We start from the raw sequence: 15,731 nt of genomic DNA, 5'->3' as shown, positions 1-15,731 counted from the left end.
GGACCATCTAATGAAGATTATTGAAGGTAACAAATACGCTCCTGGCAAAAAATTTGCCATTGTTATTTCACGTTTTAATGATTTTATCGGTAGTAGCTTACTTGAAGGTGCTGTTGACGAGCTAAAGCGTGTTGGTGGTGTTAAAGAAGAAGACATCACTGTGGTATATGTACCAGGTGCCGTTGAGTTACCATTAGCAGCTAAGCGTTTAGCGATGAAAAAAGAGCACGATGCAATCATTGCATTAGGCGTTATCATCCGTGGTGGTACTCCACATTTCGACCTAGTTGCTAACGAGTCAAACAAAGGACTTGCAAGCGTTTCATTAGACTATGATATTCCGGTAGCATTTGGTGTATTAACCACGGAAAGCATTGAGCAAGCCATTGAACGTGCGGGCACTAAAATGGGCAACAAAGGCGGCGAAGCAGCCCTTGGTGCACTAGAAATGGTGAACGTGCTAGAGCAAATTTAAGAGGATCCTCAGTGAAACCAGCAGCAAGACGTAAAGCACGTATATTAGCGCTTCAAGCCGTATACTCTTGGCAATTAAGTGGCAACCCGATTGCCGATATTGAGCAACAAATGTTGATCGAGAATGATGTATCTAAAGTAGACGTAGAATACTTTAAAGATCTTGCTCGCGGTGTTGCAGTAAACGTAAAACAATTAGATGAGCTTGTTAAGCCACATCTTTCTCGCCCGTTTGAAGACTTAGATGAAGTTGAGCGTGCAGTATTACGCTTAAGTGCATACGAACTTAAGTTCCGTGAAGATGTACCTTACAAAGTAGCAATCAATGAAGGCATTGAGCTTGCGAAAATCTTTGGTGCAGAAGACAGCCATAAGTTTGTGAACGGTGTTTTAGACAAAGCAGTTAAAGCAGTTCGCAAATAAAGGCAAACAATTTGGAGAGCCGGCTTAGGCCGGCTTTTTTATGTATGAAGGAATTTGAGTTAATCAATCGATTTTTCACCGGCCGTGGCATTACTCGACGTGATGTAGACTTAGGCATAGGTGATGATTGCGCCCTAGTTACTATCCCCGAAGGCTGCCAATTAGCGGTCACCACAGATACGCTGGTTGAAGGCGTCCATTTCTTTTCTGATATTTCTCCTAAAGCCTTAGGACACCGAATTTTAGCGGTAAACTTAAGTGATTTAGCTGCAATGGGGGCAGAGCCTGCTTGGATATCCATCGGATTGACGCTACCTAATGTTGATGAAACTTGGCTGGAACAGTTCACAGAAGGTATGCACGATATTGCCGAATACTATAACGTGCAACTGATTGGTGGTGACACCACACAAGGTCCATTAACGATTACTGTGTGCGCTAAAGGCATTGTGCCAAAAGGCAAAGCGTTGACGCGAAGTGGTGCTAAAGTAGGTGATTGGTTATATGTGACTGGCGACCTTGGAGATGCTGCTTTGGCAATCGAAGCACGTAAACAAGGGTGGGATCTCAGTGATGAAGACCGCAGTTATGCTCAGAAAAAGTTTGATTATCCAGCCCCCCAAGTTGCAGCAGGCCAGGTTTTACGTGGTTTGGCGAATTCAGCCATTGATATTTCTGACGGTTTGCTGGCTGATTTGAATCATATTCTGACCCACTCAGGTGTTGGTGCGACAATCCATGCTGATAAAGTGCCGCTTTCAACAGCGCTGAAAAATTTACCAGATGAAGAAGTACGTTTAATGCTGGCAATGGCCTATGGCGATGATTATCAGTTGTTGTTTACTGTGCCTGATAGTAATAGAGTAGCAGTAGAAAAGCGCTTGGCAGAATATGGTGTGACACCAACCTGTATCGGGCAAATTAACGCAAATGCAGGCGATGTATCGCTACTTTATAAAGATAAACCTTGGCCATTTCCCGCAACTGGCTTTGAACATTTTAGTTAGGAGTCGGTTTGGCTAAGCAGTACAAATTTGATATTCGTAAACCCCATCAATTTTTTGGTTTGGGTTTTGGTTTAGGACTTGCCCCATTTGCCCCGGGTACATTTGGTACTTTAGGTGCATTACCACTTATTTTCATTACAGCAAGTTATCCATTATGGCTGCAATGTGTTTTTGCAGTTGTGATCAGTGTATTCGGTATTTGGGTTTGCGGACAAACGGCTAAAGATGTTCAAGTTCATGATCATCCTGCAATTGTTTGGGATGAAGTGGCTGGTTTTTACATTACCATGATAGGCGCAGCATTATCTTGGAAAGCACTTTTAGTTGGCTTTATATTATTCAGATTTTTCGATATTGCCAAACCAGGCCCCATTAGAATGTTAGACAAAAAGCTGCATGGTGGCTTCGGGATCATGGCTGATGACATTTTAGCGGGTATTTTTTCGTTGATTTGTGTACAAGCTTTGTTTAAAACTGGGTTCTTAGTAGCTTAATCAATAAAAGATTGTGAGTGTATGATCAAAAAAACCTTGCTAGTGTCTTGGCTGTTTATACTGATGAGTTTTTCAGTATCGGCTGCCATCAATGACTATATTGTGAAGCAATGGAATGTACAAAATGGCTTACCCTCACAATCAATAAAAAGTTTGGTGCAAGACCAACAAGGCTATGTATGGCTTGGCACTCAATTTGGTCTCAGTCGTTTTGATGGTTATCAGTTTCGCAATTTCACAACCCAAAACACACAATTCTTGCAAACCAATGCCATTCATAAGTTACTGTTAGATAGACATGGTAAGTTATGGATTGGAACGAAACGTGGATTACACCGTCTGGATCCTCATACATTAAAAGTGCATTCTTTTAATATCAAAGGGCCAATTTTAGATATTGTTGAGGATAGTCAAGGTGACATCTGGGTTGCAGGTAATGGCTTATTTTACATTGGCAATGACCAACAAGCACAACGTGCATTTGATTCAGCAGAAGACAATAAAAAGTTTCCTGTTAACCGCATTAATCAGATTGTAGGTAGTGTGTCTAAAATCGCCCAAGGTACCGATGGTTTATGGTTGGTAAATGAGCGTAATCTTTTAAAAATTACCAAATCAGCCACCAATCGCAGAGATGTGTTTCGTCTAGAGCTTGGCTTTCGTTTATCTCTCCCAGAACAATTAGCACAGACTATTATTCATGATTTAGCATGGATTGAGGGGCGTTTGTATTTAGCCTCTGAATTAGGTGCTTACTTCTTAGATATCGATCAGGTACTTAGAAAATATACTGAGCTCGGTAACGGTGCTGTCTATAAATTTATGTACGACTCAGATACAGGGTTATGGGTATCTACCTCTAGCAGACTTATGTTCAGAGAAGGTGTGTCTGACTGGCGTTATGTGGAGCCTATTCATGCCGATCAAGCAATTTGGTTTTCTGATATGTTTAAAGACGGCGAAGGGAATATTTGGTTTGCCAGTTTAAACGAAGGCTTGTGGTTTGCACATACTGGCAATATAGCCCGTCATATGATTGACGGGAATAGTCAGCAAGGGATCACTGCAATGACAACAGACAATCAGGGTAGAACTTGGATAGCCGCTAGAAGTGGTGTTGGCTATTTAAATAACCAAGATGCATTTCAGGTTGTTATTGACTCAGAAGAACTCAATAACAGTGCGGTTTATGAGCTTGAGTTTAGCGGTAACAGCCTTTTCATAGGTACTGAGCGTGGGACATTAATTTACGAGCAAGGTGTATTACAGCTATTGCCGTTTCGAGAGCTTCGACAAACTCCTGTATTGGCCATTACACCATCTCAGCGAGGGGGAATTTGGATTGGTACAGGTAGTGGTATATATCGTCTTGAATACTCTGGACTAACTCCTTTTGCCTATAACGATTATTTAGGCAGTCTAGGCAGTAGGTTTGTCACGTATATCAATGATCAGCCAAATGTCGGGTTTATAGGCACCAACAAAGGAGCTTATCAATTTAATCAAAAAGGCATTGAAAAGCTCGGTGGTCAAACGTCTTTAGAGTCCGCTTATGTTACCAGTATTTTATATATTCAAGGTGTGGCGACTTTAGTTGGCTCTTGGAATGATGGGTTATTTTATCGAACTGCAAAGGGCGATTGGTATCAGCTTGATGCCTCAAATGGCTTACCTCATGGTTCAATATCCTCGCTCTATTATGATGAGCAACAGGCATTAATTTGGGTCAGTACCAGAAAAGGGGTATATCGTCTTCCTGCCGCGCAGTTTGCGCATCCTATTTCGAATTTGAAAGTTGAACAGGTGATCAGTCAATTCGATCGTCAGCTAGATGGTAAAGTAGGGCGGTGTTGTTCTGGGTTTGGTGGTGATGCTGTTTTAGAGCAACAAAATTCTATTTGGTATCCAAGCTCACAGGGAATGGTTGAGATCCCGAAGAACGTTGAACTATTCGGTTCTAAAGAGCTAACACCTAAATTAGAAGCAGTACTAACGCAAAATAGAGAACTGATTGCTAGTGAGTTCACCGATTTACTGAATTTAGATACCAGTGAACGCGATATTACCATTAACTACACAGCAATTGACTTTTATGCTCCCACAGGGATTGAGTTTAGATATAGACTGACAGGGAAAGAACAAAGTGAATGGCGTGAAGTGTTTAATCGTCGTGAGGCGATTTACACTAACTTAGCACCGGGAGTTTATAGTTTTGAACTACAAGTAAAACGAAAAGGTGAAGGGTGGCAACAAGCGCGTAGTGTCTCACAACGAATTGAAATCCCTAGGCGATTTGACGAAACAATTTATTTTAGGTTATTGATTGCCTTGGGCTTTGTTTTGCTGTTTTACGTATTCTTTTGGATATTCAGAGCTCAAGAACGCCGCAAACAGCAAGCGCTAGAAAGCTTAGTCGCTGAGCGAACTATGGCATTAAGGCAAGCTAACGATAAGCTTAATGAAGTGAATACGCAAATGAAGTTAGTGAGTCATACAGATGAGTTAACAGGACTGAAAAGCCGTCGTTTCTTGTTTGATCAGTTGCCAAAAGATGTCGAACACTATCAGCGTAATGCACAGTCGCTTCAGCAGCAAAATAAGCGTCTAGTACTACTTATCATAAATGTCGATAACTTTAGTAAAGTGAATGATGCCTATGGCCCTATAGGGGGAGATAGCTGTTTGCAACAGCTTTCAACGTTGCTCAATACTCGGACACAAGGCTCTGATTATGTGGCACGTTGGAGTGGTGATGAGTTTTTATTATTGCTCAGAGATTTTAAACGTGACGCGATTGAAAGCTATATAAAAGAGCTATGCCGTGCTATTGCTGAATGTGATTTCCAATTACCGAATGGTAAGTCAATCAATATGACGGTTTCTATGGGCTGGTCATTTTATCCTCTGCCTTTATTAGGTGGGCAAGTTATCAGTTGGGAGGCCTCTGTTAATTTAGCCGATGTTGCACTTCATCAAGTAAAACAACGTGGTGGCGATGGTGCTGCAACGATTACATTTGATGAACAGTTGGATGCATTTGAGTTTGAGCAAACAAGTAATGTGGAGTCTCAACTACAAACCTTACAGGCTAATGGGCTCGCAGATGTGAAAATTTGGATGCGTTAATTCTAAGTGGTAAGTTTCATTTCATTAAAGATTTTAAAGCATAAAAAAAGGAGCTAAGGCTCCTTTTTTTATGCTTCAGTGTTTATTAAAGTAGCGCCCTAATACGCTGCTCGATTGAATCAGCACATAAGCCCATTTCTGCATGCATTTCGTCTTGCGTACCGTGCTTGATAAATTCATCTGGAATACCAAATAATGACACCGGTGTGTGAATACCTTGTGCGCCGAGGAATTCCATAACAGCACTGCCAGCACCACCGGCTATGGCGTTATCTTCAAGACATACAAAGCGATCATGGGTTTTGCTCAGTTCAACGAGGAGGGCTTCATCAAGCGGTTTTACAAATCGCATATCAACGAGAGTTGCATTTAACTTTTCAGCAGCTTGTTTGGCATTATGAAGTAGTGTGCCAAAACTTAAGATGGCCACTTTCTCACCTTCACGGATCACGTTGCCCTTACCAATTTCAAACGCTTGCATCTGCGTTTCTACATCATTATCACCGGCACTACCACGAGGGTAACGCACCGCAACAGGTTGGTTACACTGGTAGCCAGTGTAAAGCATCTGACGACATTCGTTGGTATCACTTGGTGCCATGATGATCATGTTTGGAATACAGCGCATAAAGCTTAAGTCATATGCACCTTGGTGAGTTTCACCATCAGCGCCAACAATACCTGCACGGTCAATTGCAAATAGCACAGGTAAGTTTTGTAGCGCGACATCGTGAATAAGTTGGTCGTAAGCACGTTGTAAGAAGCTTGAGTAGATAGCAACTACGGGTTTAAGGCCTTCACATGCGAAACCTGCACCTAGGGTAACAGCGTGTTGCTCAGCAATGGCAACATCAAAGTACTGTTCAGGAAACTCTTTTGAGAAACGCACCATACCTGAACCTTCACGCATCGCTGGTGTAATCGCCATAAGCTTAGGATCTTGTGCTGCCATATCACATAACCAATCACCAAATACTTTTGAAAAAGTAGGGGCGCTAGGTTTCGATTTTGGCAAGCTATGCACGCTTGGATCGAACTTTGGCACACCGTGGTAGCCGATAGGGTCGGCTTCAGCTGGTTTGTAACCTTTACCTTTTTGCGTTTTGATGTGCAAAATCTGTGGCCCTTTAAGGTTACGCATATTTCTTAGCGTATCAACGAGCATATTAACGTCGTGACCATCAATTGGACCAATGTAATTTAAACCAAGCTCTTCGAAGAAAGTGCCAGGAATGACCATGCCCTTTAAGTGCTCTTCCATACGACTTGCAAGCTCTTTGACCGTCGGTACACCAGAGAGAATTTTCTTACTGCCTTCACGAATATTGGTATAGAAGCTACCTGAAAGAATACGTGCAAAGTGGTTGTTTAGCGCACCTACATTTTCAGAGATAGACATCTCATTATCATTTAAGATAATTAGCATGTCAGACTTGATATCTCCAGCGTGGTTCATCGCTTCGAATGCCATACCTGCAGTGATCGCACCATCACCTATAACGGCGACAGTTTTACGGCCTTTCCCTTCTTTCTGAGCAGCAATAGACATACCTAATGCCGCTGAAATTGAGGTACTTGAATGGCCCACACTGAAGGTGTCATATTGACTTTCTTCACGAAAAGGAAATGGATGCAACCCATCTTTTTGACGGATCGTATGCATGGCATCGCGACGACCCGTTAAGATTTTGTGTGGGTAAGCTTGATGACCCACATCCCAAATTAATCTATCTTCAGGTGTGTCATATACGTAATGTAAAGCCACTGTCAGCTCGACGGTGCCTAAGCCTGAAGCCAAGTGGCCACTGCTCTGAGAAACCGAATTAAGTAAGTAATCTCTTAATTCGTCGCTCAGCTTACCCAGTTGGGGCTGTGGTAATTGACGTAATTGCGCCGGTTCATCAACCAAGGCGAGTAATGGGTACTTGCTACTGTCCAGTTTCATTCTTTCAACATGTGTCCTACACAAACCTTATTCAATTATATACAAAGGTTTACTTAATTTTTATAAATTTTATTCTGCTCGTCATCAATACGTCATGGTAGAGTATTAGTGATCACGCTCAATTATATATTTTGCCAGTTCTGCTAATACATCGGTATTATGAGGTATTGCATCAAGTGCAAGCAGCGCATCTTCCACTAATTGATGTGCTTTATTCTTTGCACCATCAAGCCCAAGTAATGCAGGGTAGGTTGACTTGTGATTATCTAAGTCAGAGCCTTGAGGTTTACCGAGCACGGCAGTGTCGCCTTCAATATCAAGGATATCGTCTTGAACTTGAAATGCTAACCCTAGTTTTTGCCCATAGGTATCTAAAGCGCTCATTACTTCTTCATCAATATTTGGCGCACAATATGCGCCAAGTTTAATGGCACAATTTAAAAGAGCCCCTGTTTTTAAGCGATGTATACGTTCCAGCTCATCTAAGGTTACACTCATATCGGTCGCTGCAATATCAAGGGCTTGTCCACCCACCATTCCTTGAATACCAGAGGCTTTGGCCAATGTATTTATCATAGCTAACTGCTGCTGGGCAGATACTTGGAAGGTGTGTTCACTTAATAGCTCAAATGCTAAAGTTTGTAGTGCATCACCGGCTAAAATCGCTTGTGCTTCATCAAATGCTATATGACAGGTCGGCTTACCTCTACGTAAATCATCGTCATCCATAGCAGGAAGATCGTCATGTACTAAAGAGTAACTATGAATACACTCAATGGCGGCAGCTGCTACATCTAGGTCAGCTTCATTGGCACCAAATAGGTTACCCACACTATACACAAGAAATGGCCTAAGACGTTTGCCACCATTATTTATACTATAATAAGTGGCCTCTTTTACCGTATTATCCGTGTCTAACGGCTTCGAAAAGTATTCACCTATATAGGTATCTAGCCGACTTTGTGCTGCTCTAATTTGTTCTAATAAATTCACTGTTAGATCTTAATCTAGCTGGTTAGGCATTGCAGTAACGGGTGCTTCAGGGTCATTGCCCATAAGAATCGAAACTTTTTGCTCTGCGTTGCTCAGCTTTTCATTTGAAGCATTGGCAAGTTGTACACCACGTTCAAATTGTTTGAGTGACTGTTCTAAAGTAAGGCTACCTTGTTCCATTGCTTGAACTATGTCTTCAAGTTCTGCCATTGCTTCTTCAAAACTTAAATTTTCAGGTTTTTTTGCAGCCATATTACTTCTTGTTCAGCGATTATTTGTAAGATGGCAATTTTAGGGGGATTACGGACTCAGGTCAAAACTTGTTGTAGAGTTTGTGAGACAATAAAGTTATTTCGAGCAAATTATTCGTTAAGCTCAATTAATTAAGGTGATAATTGAGTTAAGATATTCAATATTTTGCCGATAAAAGTCTTACTGAAAGCTAGACCTTTCAATGTAACATAGGCACAAGGTTTGCAAATATTCGAATTAAGCATGATATTTGTAGTTGCCACTCAAAAAATTGACTTCGAGTGTCATAATAAAAAAGTAATGATAAGTATTCTCTGGAGGGGATAGTGGATTTAGCAACCGTTATCGGAATAGTAGGTGCAATAGGTTTGGTCATCATGGCGATGTTCATGAGTAGTAATGGTGACTTGGCCATGTTTGGTGATGGCCCATCTACCGTCATTGTATTCGGTGGCTCTATTTTCATCGTACTCTCGAACTTTACTATGAGCCAGTTCTTAGGCATAGGTAAAGTCGTTGGTAAGGCCTTCATGTTTAAAATTGAGACTCCGGAAGAGTTGATTGAAAAAGCGGTAGAGCTTGCAGATTCAGCTCGAAAGGGCGGTTTTTTAGCGCTTGAAGAAGCAGAAATCCCTAACGCATTTATGCGTAAAGGAGTTGATATGCTTGTTGATGGTCACGATGCTGATGTTGTTCGCGCGACATTACTTAAAGATATTTCTTTGACAACAACGCGCCATGAATTAGGTGCTAACTTATTTAAATCTTTGGCGGATATCGCACCAGCTATGGGTATGATAGGCACGCTAATTGGTCTTGTTGCTATGTTATCAAACATGGATGACCCAAAAGCGATTGGTCCGGCGATGGCGGTAGCGCTTCTCACAACCTTATACGGAGCATTCCTTGCCAATGTAGTTGCTATTCCAATCCAAGCTAAACTTGAACTTCGTAAAGATGAAGAAGAACAAAACCAACGTTTAATTCTAGATGCTATCTTGGGTATTCAAGATGGTCAAAACCCGAAAGTAATTGAAGGTATTCTTAAAAACTACCTCCCAGAATCAAAACGCGGTAGCGATAAGGAGGAGTAGATGTCAGATGAACAAGAATGTAAATGTCCTCCCCCGGGTTTACCTGCTTGGATGGGAACATTTGCTGACTTAATGTCGTTATTGATGTGTTTCTTCGTACTGCTGCTGGCTTTCTCAGAGATGGATGTATTGAAGTTTAAACAGATTGCTGGTTCTATGAAGTTTGCTTTCGGTGTGCAAAACAAAATTGAAGTAAAAGATATTCCAAAAGGGACAAGCGTCATTGCAATGGAGTTTACTCCAGGTAAACCTGAGCCCACTCCTATTGAGACAATTCAACAGCAAACTGTTGAAATGACACAACAAATGTTGGAGTTCCAAGCTGGTGATGAAGCCTCTGCAGGGGGACGTCAAGAGCAGAGAGGCAATAAGCGGGGTGGCGAATCACAAAGTACCTCGCAAGAGCAATCGATGGAGCAAGCTATTTCAGCTGCAGATCAAGAGCAAGTAAATGAGCTTGTGAAAAAGATCGCTCAGCAAATGGAAAAGCAGATTATGGATGGTGCGATTGAACTTGAGTCATTAGGTCAGCAAATTATTATTCGGATCCAAGAAAATGGTGCTTTCCCCTCTGGTAGCGCATTTCTTCAACCTAAATTCAAACCTATCATTCGTGAAATCGCAGATTTACTCAAAGATGTTCCCGGTGAAATAACCGTTTCAGGCCATACTGATGATTTTCAAGTGACTAACGAGCTTTACTCGAATAATTGGGACTTATCGGCAACACGTGCCGTAGCTGTTGCCAGTGAAATGGTTAAAGCTCAAGGGTTTGATAAGAATCGTATGGTAGTAGTGGGTCACGCGGATACTAGGCCATTGGTTCCGAATGAGAATGATAATGATAGGCGCCGAAACCGCCGTGTCGAAATTTCTATTTTGCAAGGTAAGGCAAAAGAATCCGATCCTATAGAATTGCGTGGTAATTAATTTTGTAGCGCTTTAGTATTATCTTTCTTGATAGATGGTTCATTTTACGCTAATTTGAACTTGGACCAACTATCAAGGAGATACACATATGTCTATGTTAAGTAAATACGCTTATATTCCAGGTAATAATGGCGATGGTGCTGATGATAATGATGAGCCACCTAAGGTGTCATTAGTTTAATCATCCGGACTAGAATGCACTCTTATGTCCTTCGATTTAAACAGCACTTACTTCAATCAGTTTCTTCTATTGATCAGAGATCATGCAACATTATTAACTTTTATTGCTGTGGTGTTGTTTTTAGTTTTAAGAGATGAGAAAGCATTAAGATATGCGGCATTATGTGCCGCATTTTACGTTTTAGGATATTTTTCTTTTCCGGTCGTGAAGCAAGTAGATGCCGATCTCTATGTTATTCGCTACATCTATTGGGCATTCAGTGATCTGGTTTTTATGGCTATTTTAGCTATCTGGGCTCTCAAAGATAAAGCATACTTATGGCAAAGTGTGCTTGCGCAATTGATCATTTTGCCTGCACCAATTATGCAGCTGTTTAGATTAGTAGACAGACACTATCTAGATTTAAGCTACTCAACCTATTTGTATAAAACAATATTACCACTGGTAAATATTTGTACTGTGATACTGTGTTTTCTGCCAGTATTTTTTGTGATTAAAACAAAATTCAAGACACGCTCAACTGCGACTTAATAGCTACAACATTGAAATCTTAGCTATGGGTTAATTTATATCAATACCATCGACGTTAAGTATCACACCTGAGTCAGTCGCAGCGCTCACTTTTCCAGCCAATTTAACAGCCGTTTTATTGCCTTGACTATCAGGTATATATACATCGGTTAGAGCAAACTGGCATTGTTCAATTGCAACCGTTTCTGCCAAACTAACATTCAAACAAGACGTTTTCGTAATATTTCCATTTCTACTTTCTTCACAATAAGCAGGGTTTAGATTCGCACTAAATTGTGAGTCAATTTCGCTTAGCAATACCGTTAATTGAAAGGCATTGTTTTCACAATTAAGCGGTAGTTCTTTTTGATTGTTTACTAACTCGCCTTGTAAAAAACGTTGATCTTCATTGTTTTCATACCAAACAGTTAAGGTGCTTTTAGCAAGCTGTGTCGTCACCGAGCGGGGACTGCCTTGAGCTCGCCAATCGGCTAAAGATGCGAAGTTAGGTAGAGAGAATGATAAGCTTAATTCAGGTGTATATTTTAATTGCTGTCCTGGCTTGATAGAGCTTGTTTCAGCACCTTGCCAAGTTTCTCTGATATCTGCACCGAATATATTGGCTACTTGTTCACATAGAGTTTCTGAGCCTCGATAAGAAGTCTCTGCAAGGCTACTAGAGCGAGTTGTAAAGAAGTTTACTTGTGGTTTTGTCTGAAGCTGTTCACCTTCTATTTGCCAATAAGCTGTATTTATTTCTTGCTTATTTAAATTCCGCTGAGCAGAGAAACTATCACCGCATTGGGCTGTTTGAGTAATGGAGGGAGTAGTTGTGTTGTCTTTTCTTAGAGGCTCACTGCCACCGCCACTACAAGCACTTAAAAAAGACAGCGAAAGTAAAACCAAGTGAGATCTCATAGTCGTCCTTGTGAAGGGTTATCAGGTTTGCGGGATAACCCCAAAAAGTCGTAATTAGCCTAGTGCTGGAATAACACCAAACATCTGCAAACCTTGAGCTGCTATTATGACAACTCCACAGCAAGCCGCAAGACTCAATCCTAAACGGCCGCCTTTAACTTGATAGCCCTCTATTTCTTGTTGCTGTGCGCGCTGTACCCAAACCATCGCAACAGGTAAAAATATCGCCAAAATTACCAGCGCAATTGCGGCATAGCCTAGCGCTGTTATAAACCCTTGAGGATAAAAAAGGGCAAAGCCTAGAGGTGGTAAGAAAGTAATAAATGCTGTTTTTAATCGGGCACTTTTGTTGTCGCCCTGTTTAAAGGTATCGGCAAAAAAGTCAAATAAGCCTAAGCTCACACCCAAGAAAGAAGTAGCAAGAGCAAGATCTGCAAAGATAGTAATAGAAGTACTTACTTGTGGGCTTTGTACTAATTGCGTGACATTACCGATAAAGCCTTGTAACCCCTCGGCTTGTAATAGTTGAGACTGACTCATCATACCTTGGCTGATCAATTGCCAAAATACATAAATAATAAGAGGCACAGACGCACCGAATATCATTACTTTTTTAAGAGAACGAATATCAACACCGACATATTTAACAATAGAAGGAATTGAACCATGAAAACCAAAAGACGTGAATATAACAGGGATTGCTGATATGAGTAAGCCTTGTTCAAGCGGCATTTCAAGAAGGTGTTGGCCTTGCACATAGGGCGTCAATACAAAGAAGAGACTTGCTAATACAAGTACCTTAACTGTAAATAAAACTCGGTTTAATTTATCTACCGTTGACGTGCCCATGGTTACAATCGTTGCAACCAGAATTGCAATTAGAATCGAACCGACTTGAGGAGCAACATTAGTGTCAAAGGCTGCATTTATTTTGCTTTGTAACTGTGAACCCCCTCCAGCTATATATGCTGCACATAAGGCATAGAATAAAAACACCATCGCAAAGTTGGCAACATATTGCCCGCGTTTGCCAAGCAATGTTTTAGCTAGGGTATTTAAGGTTGCATCTGGGTTAGCATATTGATGAAGCTCAAGCATTAAAAGTGCTGTGTAAGTCATCAGAAACCAGGTAAATAAAATTAAAATTAATGACGCGCTAAAACCGATACCTGCTGAAGCAATTGGTAAGGCCAACATACCTGCACCAATTGTCGTTCCTGCGACAATCAGCATACTGCCGATGGTTTTATTCTTAATCACATTTTGCCCCTTTATGTGTGAGAGAGCAGGCAAGATATAACGCAGAGCGAAAAATTGAAACTACTTTGTTATAAATCAAGATACGTGTTTGTAATATATGTTTTACATTACGCTGCAGAGAGCTGAAATTTAGGCATAAAAAACGCGATGTCTCGACATCGCGTTTTTTCTAAAAGTAGTGATTATTTAACTTCTTTACCTGCTGCTTGCTGATCTGCATGATAGCTAGAGCGAACAAACGGGCCACATGCAGCATGTGTAAAGCCAATCTCGTCGGCATAGTCTTTTAATGCATCAAATTCAACTGGTGGCACATAACGCTTTACAGGTAAATGGTGCTTAGAAGGCTGTAAATATTGGCCAACAGTTAACATGTCAACATTGTGCTCACGAAGGTCACGCAACACTTCTTCGATTTCAGAAATCTCTTCACCTAAACCAACCATAAGACCTGATTTGGTTTTAACATTCGGGTGAGCTTCTTTGAAACGACGAAGTAATTCTAAAGACCACTTATAATCGGCACCTGGACGCGCTAGCTTATAAAGGCGTGGTGCAGTTTCTAAGTTATGGTTGAACACATCTGGTGGCGTTTCAGTTAATATTTCTAATGCTTTTTCCATACGGCCACGGAAATCAGGTACTAGGATTTCAATGGTGATTTCAGGATTGTGCTTACGGATTGCCTTAATACAATCAGCAAAGTGTTGTGCGCCACCATCACGTAAATCATCACGATCTACAGAAGTGATAACTACGTACTTCAGCTTCATATCTTTGATGGTTAAAGCCAGTTTTTCCGGCTCTTCAGCATCTGGTTTTAATGGGCGGCCGTGTGCAACATCACAGAAAGGACAACGGCGTGTACAAATTGCACCTAAGATCATGAACGTGGCGGTACCATGATTAAAGCACTCAGATAAGTTAGGGCAAGACGCCTCTTCACATACAGAGTGTAATCCGTGATTGCGCATGGCTTGCTTGATGCCCTCAATACGTTCACTTGATTTCGGTAAACGGATCTTAAGCCACTCGGGTTTTCTAAGCATTTCATCACGCTCAGTTGGCATAACCTTAACTGGGATCAATGCCATTTTTTCAGCATCGCGAAGCTTTACCCCGGGCTCCATTTTTACTGGTTTACTCATTCGTTCTCAAACCCTTTTTTGTGTTCAACATGCTCTGCTTTTAAGCGTTTTTGCATATGTTTAACAAGACCTTGCGCAACTTCATCGAGCTGCGACGGGCCATTTAATTCGCTTGTTTGTACCATGTTCATGCCTGCATAACCGCAAGGGTTGATACGCATGAATGGACTCATGTCCATGTTTACGTTTAATGCAAGTCCATGAAATGAGCAGCCGCGACGAACGCGAAGGCCCAGTGATGCAATTTTACTGTCGTTGACATAAACACCGGGGGCGTCGGCTTTTGCATAAGCATTGATGTCGTACTCTTTGAGTAGGTCGACAATGCACTCTTCAAGCCAAGTAACGAGTTCTCTGACTCCGATTTTTAGACGGCGGAGGTTGAAAAGTACATACATCATTTGCTGACCCGGACCGTGATAAGTGACTTGACCACCTCGGTCAACTTGAATAACAGGTATATCGCCCGGTGCTAATACATGTTCAGCTTTACCTGCTTGCCCTTGAGTAAATACAGGCTCATGCTCAACAAACCAGATTTCATCAGCGCTGTTATCATCGCGGGTGTCAGTGAAGTCTTGCATCTTTTGCCAAATAGGTTCGTAACTACGTAAACCTAATTGACGAACTATCACGGTACTTTGTGTCATTAGTGTCCCTTAAAGTACGTAACGCACGTCTTCAATATTACCAATTTCGGTATAGATTTGCTCGATGTGCTCTTTTGACGTCACTGTTGCTACCAAAGTAACTGACTCATAAGTGCCTTTGCTACTTGGCTTTACTTTAGGCGCATAGTCGCCAGGAGCAATTGTTTGCAGTTTTGCAAGGATCTGATCAGTCAGATTTACATTTGCTAGACCCATAATTTTGAATGTAAATGGGCAAGGGAACTCTAAGTATTCGTCAAACTTAGTATTTTTAACAGGTTGAACCATGAAGGTGTCCTCATTGCAAATGGTGTGTAGCGTTTTTA

At 41.4% G+C, this 15,731-nt stretch carries 16 protein-coding genes; 8 read left to right on the top strand and 8 right to left on the bottom strand.

Annotation, left to right across the window (positions count from 1 at the left end):
* The first annotated feature begins 10 nt into the window (after window positions 1–10).
* Genes ribH through CWB72_RS04140 form a run of 5 tightly spaced genes read left to right on the top strand, consistent with a single transcriptional unit; the run spans window position 11 to window position 5,524 of the window.
* A complete protein-coding gene (ribH, locus tag CWB72_RS04160) occupies window positions 11–475 on the top strand; it encodes a 6,7-dimethyl-8-ribityllumazine synthase (protein ID WP_138480280.1) in 465 nt (154 codons plus the stop codon).
* An 11-nt stretch (window positions 476–486) separates the two neighbouring features.
* Window positions 487–897 carry a transcription antitermination factor NusB gene (gene nusB / locus CWB72_RS04155; RefSeq protein WP_058030845.1) on the top strand — a complete coding sequence of 137 codons (411 nt, stop codon included), beginning with the start codon at window positions 487–489 and terminating at the stop codon, window positions 895–897.
* A 44-nt stretch (window positions 898–941) separates the two neighbouring features.
* A complete protein-coding gene (thiL, locus tag CWB72_RS04150; protein WP_138629468.1) occupies window positions 942–1,904 on the top strand; it encodes a thiamine-phosphate kinase in 963 nt (320 codons plus the stop codon).
* A gap of 8 nt (window positions 1,905–1,912) precedes the next feature.
* Window positions 1,913–2,398 (top strand): phosphatidylglycerophosphatase A family protein, encoded by a 486-nt coding sequence (locus tag CWB72_RS04145; protein ID WP_130254963.1) that lies wholly within the window; start codon window positions 1,913–1,915, stop codon window positions 2,396–2,398.
* A gap of 24 nt (window positions 2,399–2,422) precedes the next feature.
* The gene (locus CWB72_RS04140; protein ID WP_436409844.1) at window positions 2,423–5,524 is read left to right on the top strand and encodes a two-component regulator propeller domain-containing protein; all 3,102 of its coding nucleotides are present in this window, start codon (window positions 2,423–2,425) and stop codon (window positions 5,522–5,524) included.
* Window positions 5,525–5,609: 85 nt separating this feature from the next.
* Here the strand turns inward: CWB72_RS04140 and dxs are convergent, their stop codons facing one another.
* The 3 genes from dxs to CWB72_RS04125 all read right to left on the bottom strand — a co-directional run bounded on the left by dxs (window position 5,610) and on the right by CWB72_RS04125 (window position 8,714).
* Complete coding sequence (gene dxs, locus CWB72_RS04135; RefSeq protein ID WP_130254965.1) at window positions 5,610–7,469, bottom strand: 1-deoxy-D-xylulose-5-phosphate synthase; 1,860 nt, start codon at window positions 7,467–7,469, stop codon at window positions 5,610–5,612.
* A gap of 105 nt (window positions 7,470–7,574) precedes the next feature.
* On the bottom strand, window positions 7,575–8,462 hold the full coding sequence (gene ispA / locus CWB72_RS04130) for a (2E,6E)-farnesyl diphosphate synthase (protein WP_130254966.1): 888 nt from the start codon (window positions 8,460–8,462) through the stop codon (window positions 7,575–7,577).
* 9 nt (window positions 8,463–8,471) lie between these two features.
* On the bottom strand, window positions 8,472–8,714 hold the full coding sequence (locus CWB72_RS04125; RefSeq protein ID WP_130254967.1) for an exodeoxyribonuclease VII small subunit: 243 nt from the start codon (window positions 8,712–8,714) through the stop codon (window positions 8,472–8,474).
* 326 nt (window positions 8,715–9,040) lie between these two features.
* Between CWB72_RS04125 and pomA the strand changes: the two genes are divergently transcribed.
* From pomA to CWB72_RS04110, 3 genes are all read left to right on the top strand, one after another.
* Window positions 9,041–9,808, top strand: a complete 768-nt coding sequence (pomA, locus tag CWB72_RS04120; protein WP_138629464.1) for a flagellar motor protein PomA — start codon at window positions 9,041–9,043, stop codon at window positions 9,806–9,808.
* Entirely contained in the window at window positions 9,809–10,738 is a 930-nt protein-coding gene (locus CWB72_RS04115; protein WP_130254969.1) for a flagellar motor protein MotB, read from the top strand. It abuts the gene before it with no gap.
* A 205-nt stretch (window positions 10,739–10,943) separates the two neighbouring features.
* Window positions 10,944–11,450: a hypothetical protein gene (locus CWB72_RS04110; RefSeq protein WP_138629462.1), complete on the top strand. Its 507-nt coding sequence runs from the start codon at window positions 10,944–10,946 to the stop codon at window positions 11,448–11,450.
* 30 nt (window positions 11,451–11,480) lie between these two features.
* Here CWB72_RS04110 and CWB72_RS04105 read toward each other — a convergent pair whose 3' ends face one another.
* The 5 genes from CWB72_RS04105 to ybeD all read right to left on the bottom strand — a co-directional run bounded on the left by CWB72_RS04105 (window position 11,481) and on the right by ybeD (window position 15,693).
* The gene (locus CWB72_RS04105; protein WP_138629460.1) at window positions 11,481–12,347 is read right to left on the bottom strand and encodes a hypothetical protein; all 867 of its coding nucleotides are present in this window, start codon (window positions 12,345–12,347) and stop codon (window positions 11,481–11,483) included.
* A gap of 54 nt (window positions 12,348–12,401) precedes the next feature.
* The gene (locus tag CWB72_RS04100; protein WP_130254972.1) at window positions 12,402–13,607 is read right to left on the bottom strand and encodes an aromatic amino acid transport family protein; all 1,206 of its coding nucleotides are present in this window, start codon (window positions 13,605–13,607) and stop codon (window positions 12,402–12,404) included.
* A 182-nt stretch (window positions 13,608–13,789) separates the two neighbouring features.
* On the bottom strand, window positions 13,790–14,755 hold the full coding sequence (gene lipA, locus CWB72_RS04095; RefSeq protein WP_130254973.1) for a lipoyl synthase: 966 nt from the start codon (window positions 14,753–14,755) through the stop codon (window positions 13,790–13,792).
* Window positions 14,752–15,405: a lipoyl(octanoyl) transferase LipB gene (lipB, locus tag CWB72_RS04090; protein ID WP_138566970.1), complete on the bottom strand. Its 654-nt coding sequence runs from the start codon at window positions 15,403–15,405 to the stop codon at window positions 14,752–14,754. The genes lipA and lipB overlap by 4 nt, the downstream gene beginning before the upstream one ends.
* A 9-nt stretch (window positions 15,406–15,414) precedes the next feature.
* Entirely contained in the window at window positions 15,415–15,693 is a 279-nt protein-coding gene (gene ybeD / locus CWB72_RS04085) for a DUF493 family protein YbeD (RefSeq protein WP_058030832.1), read from the bottom strand.
* Window positions 15,694–15,731: the final 38 nt, after the last annotated feature.

This window comes from Pseudoalteromonas phenolica (genome assembly GCF_005886345.1).
Classification (GTDB): domain Bacteria; phylum Pseudomonadota; class Gammaproteobacteria; order Enterobacterales; family Alteromonadaceae; genus Pseudoalteromonas; species Pseudoalteromonas phenolica_A.
The sequence above is the reverse complement of the archived record's forward strand: the minus strand, read 5'-3'. Positions and strand labels throughout refer to the sequence as shown.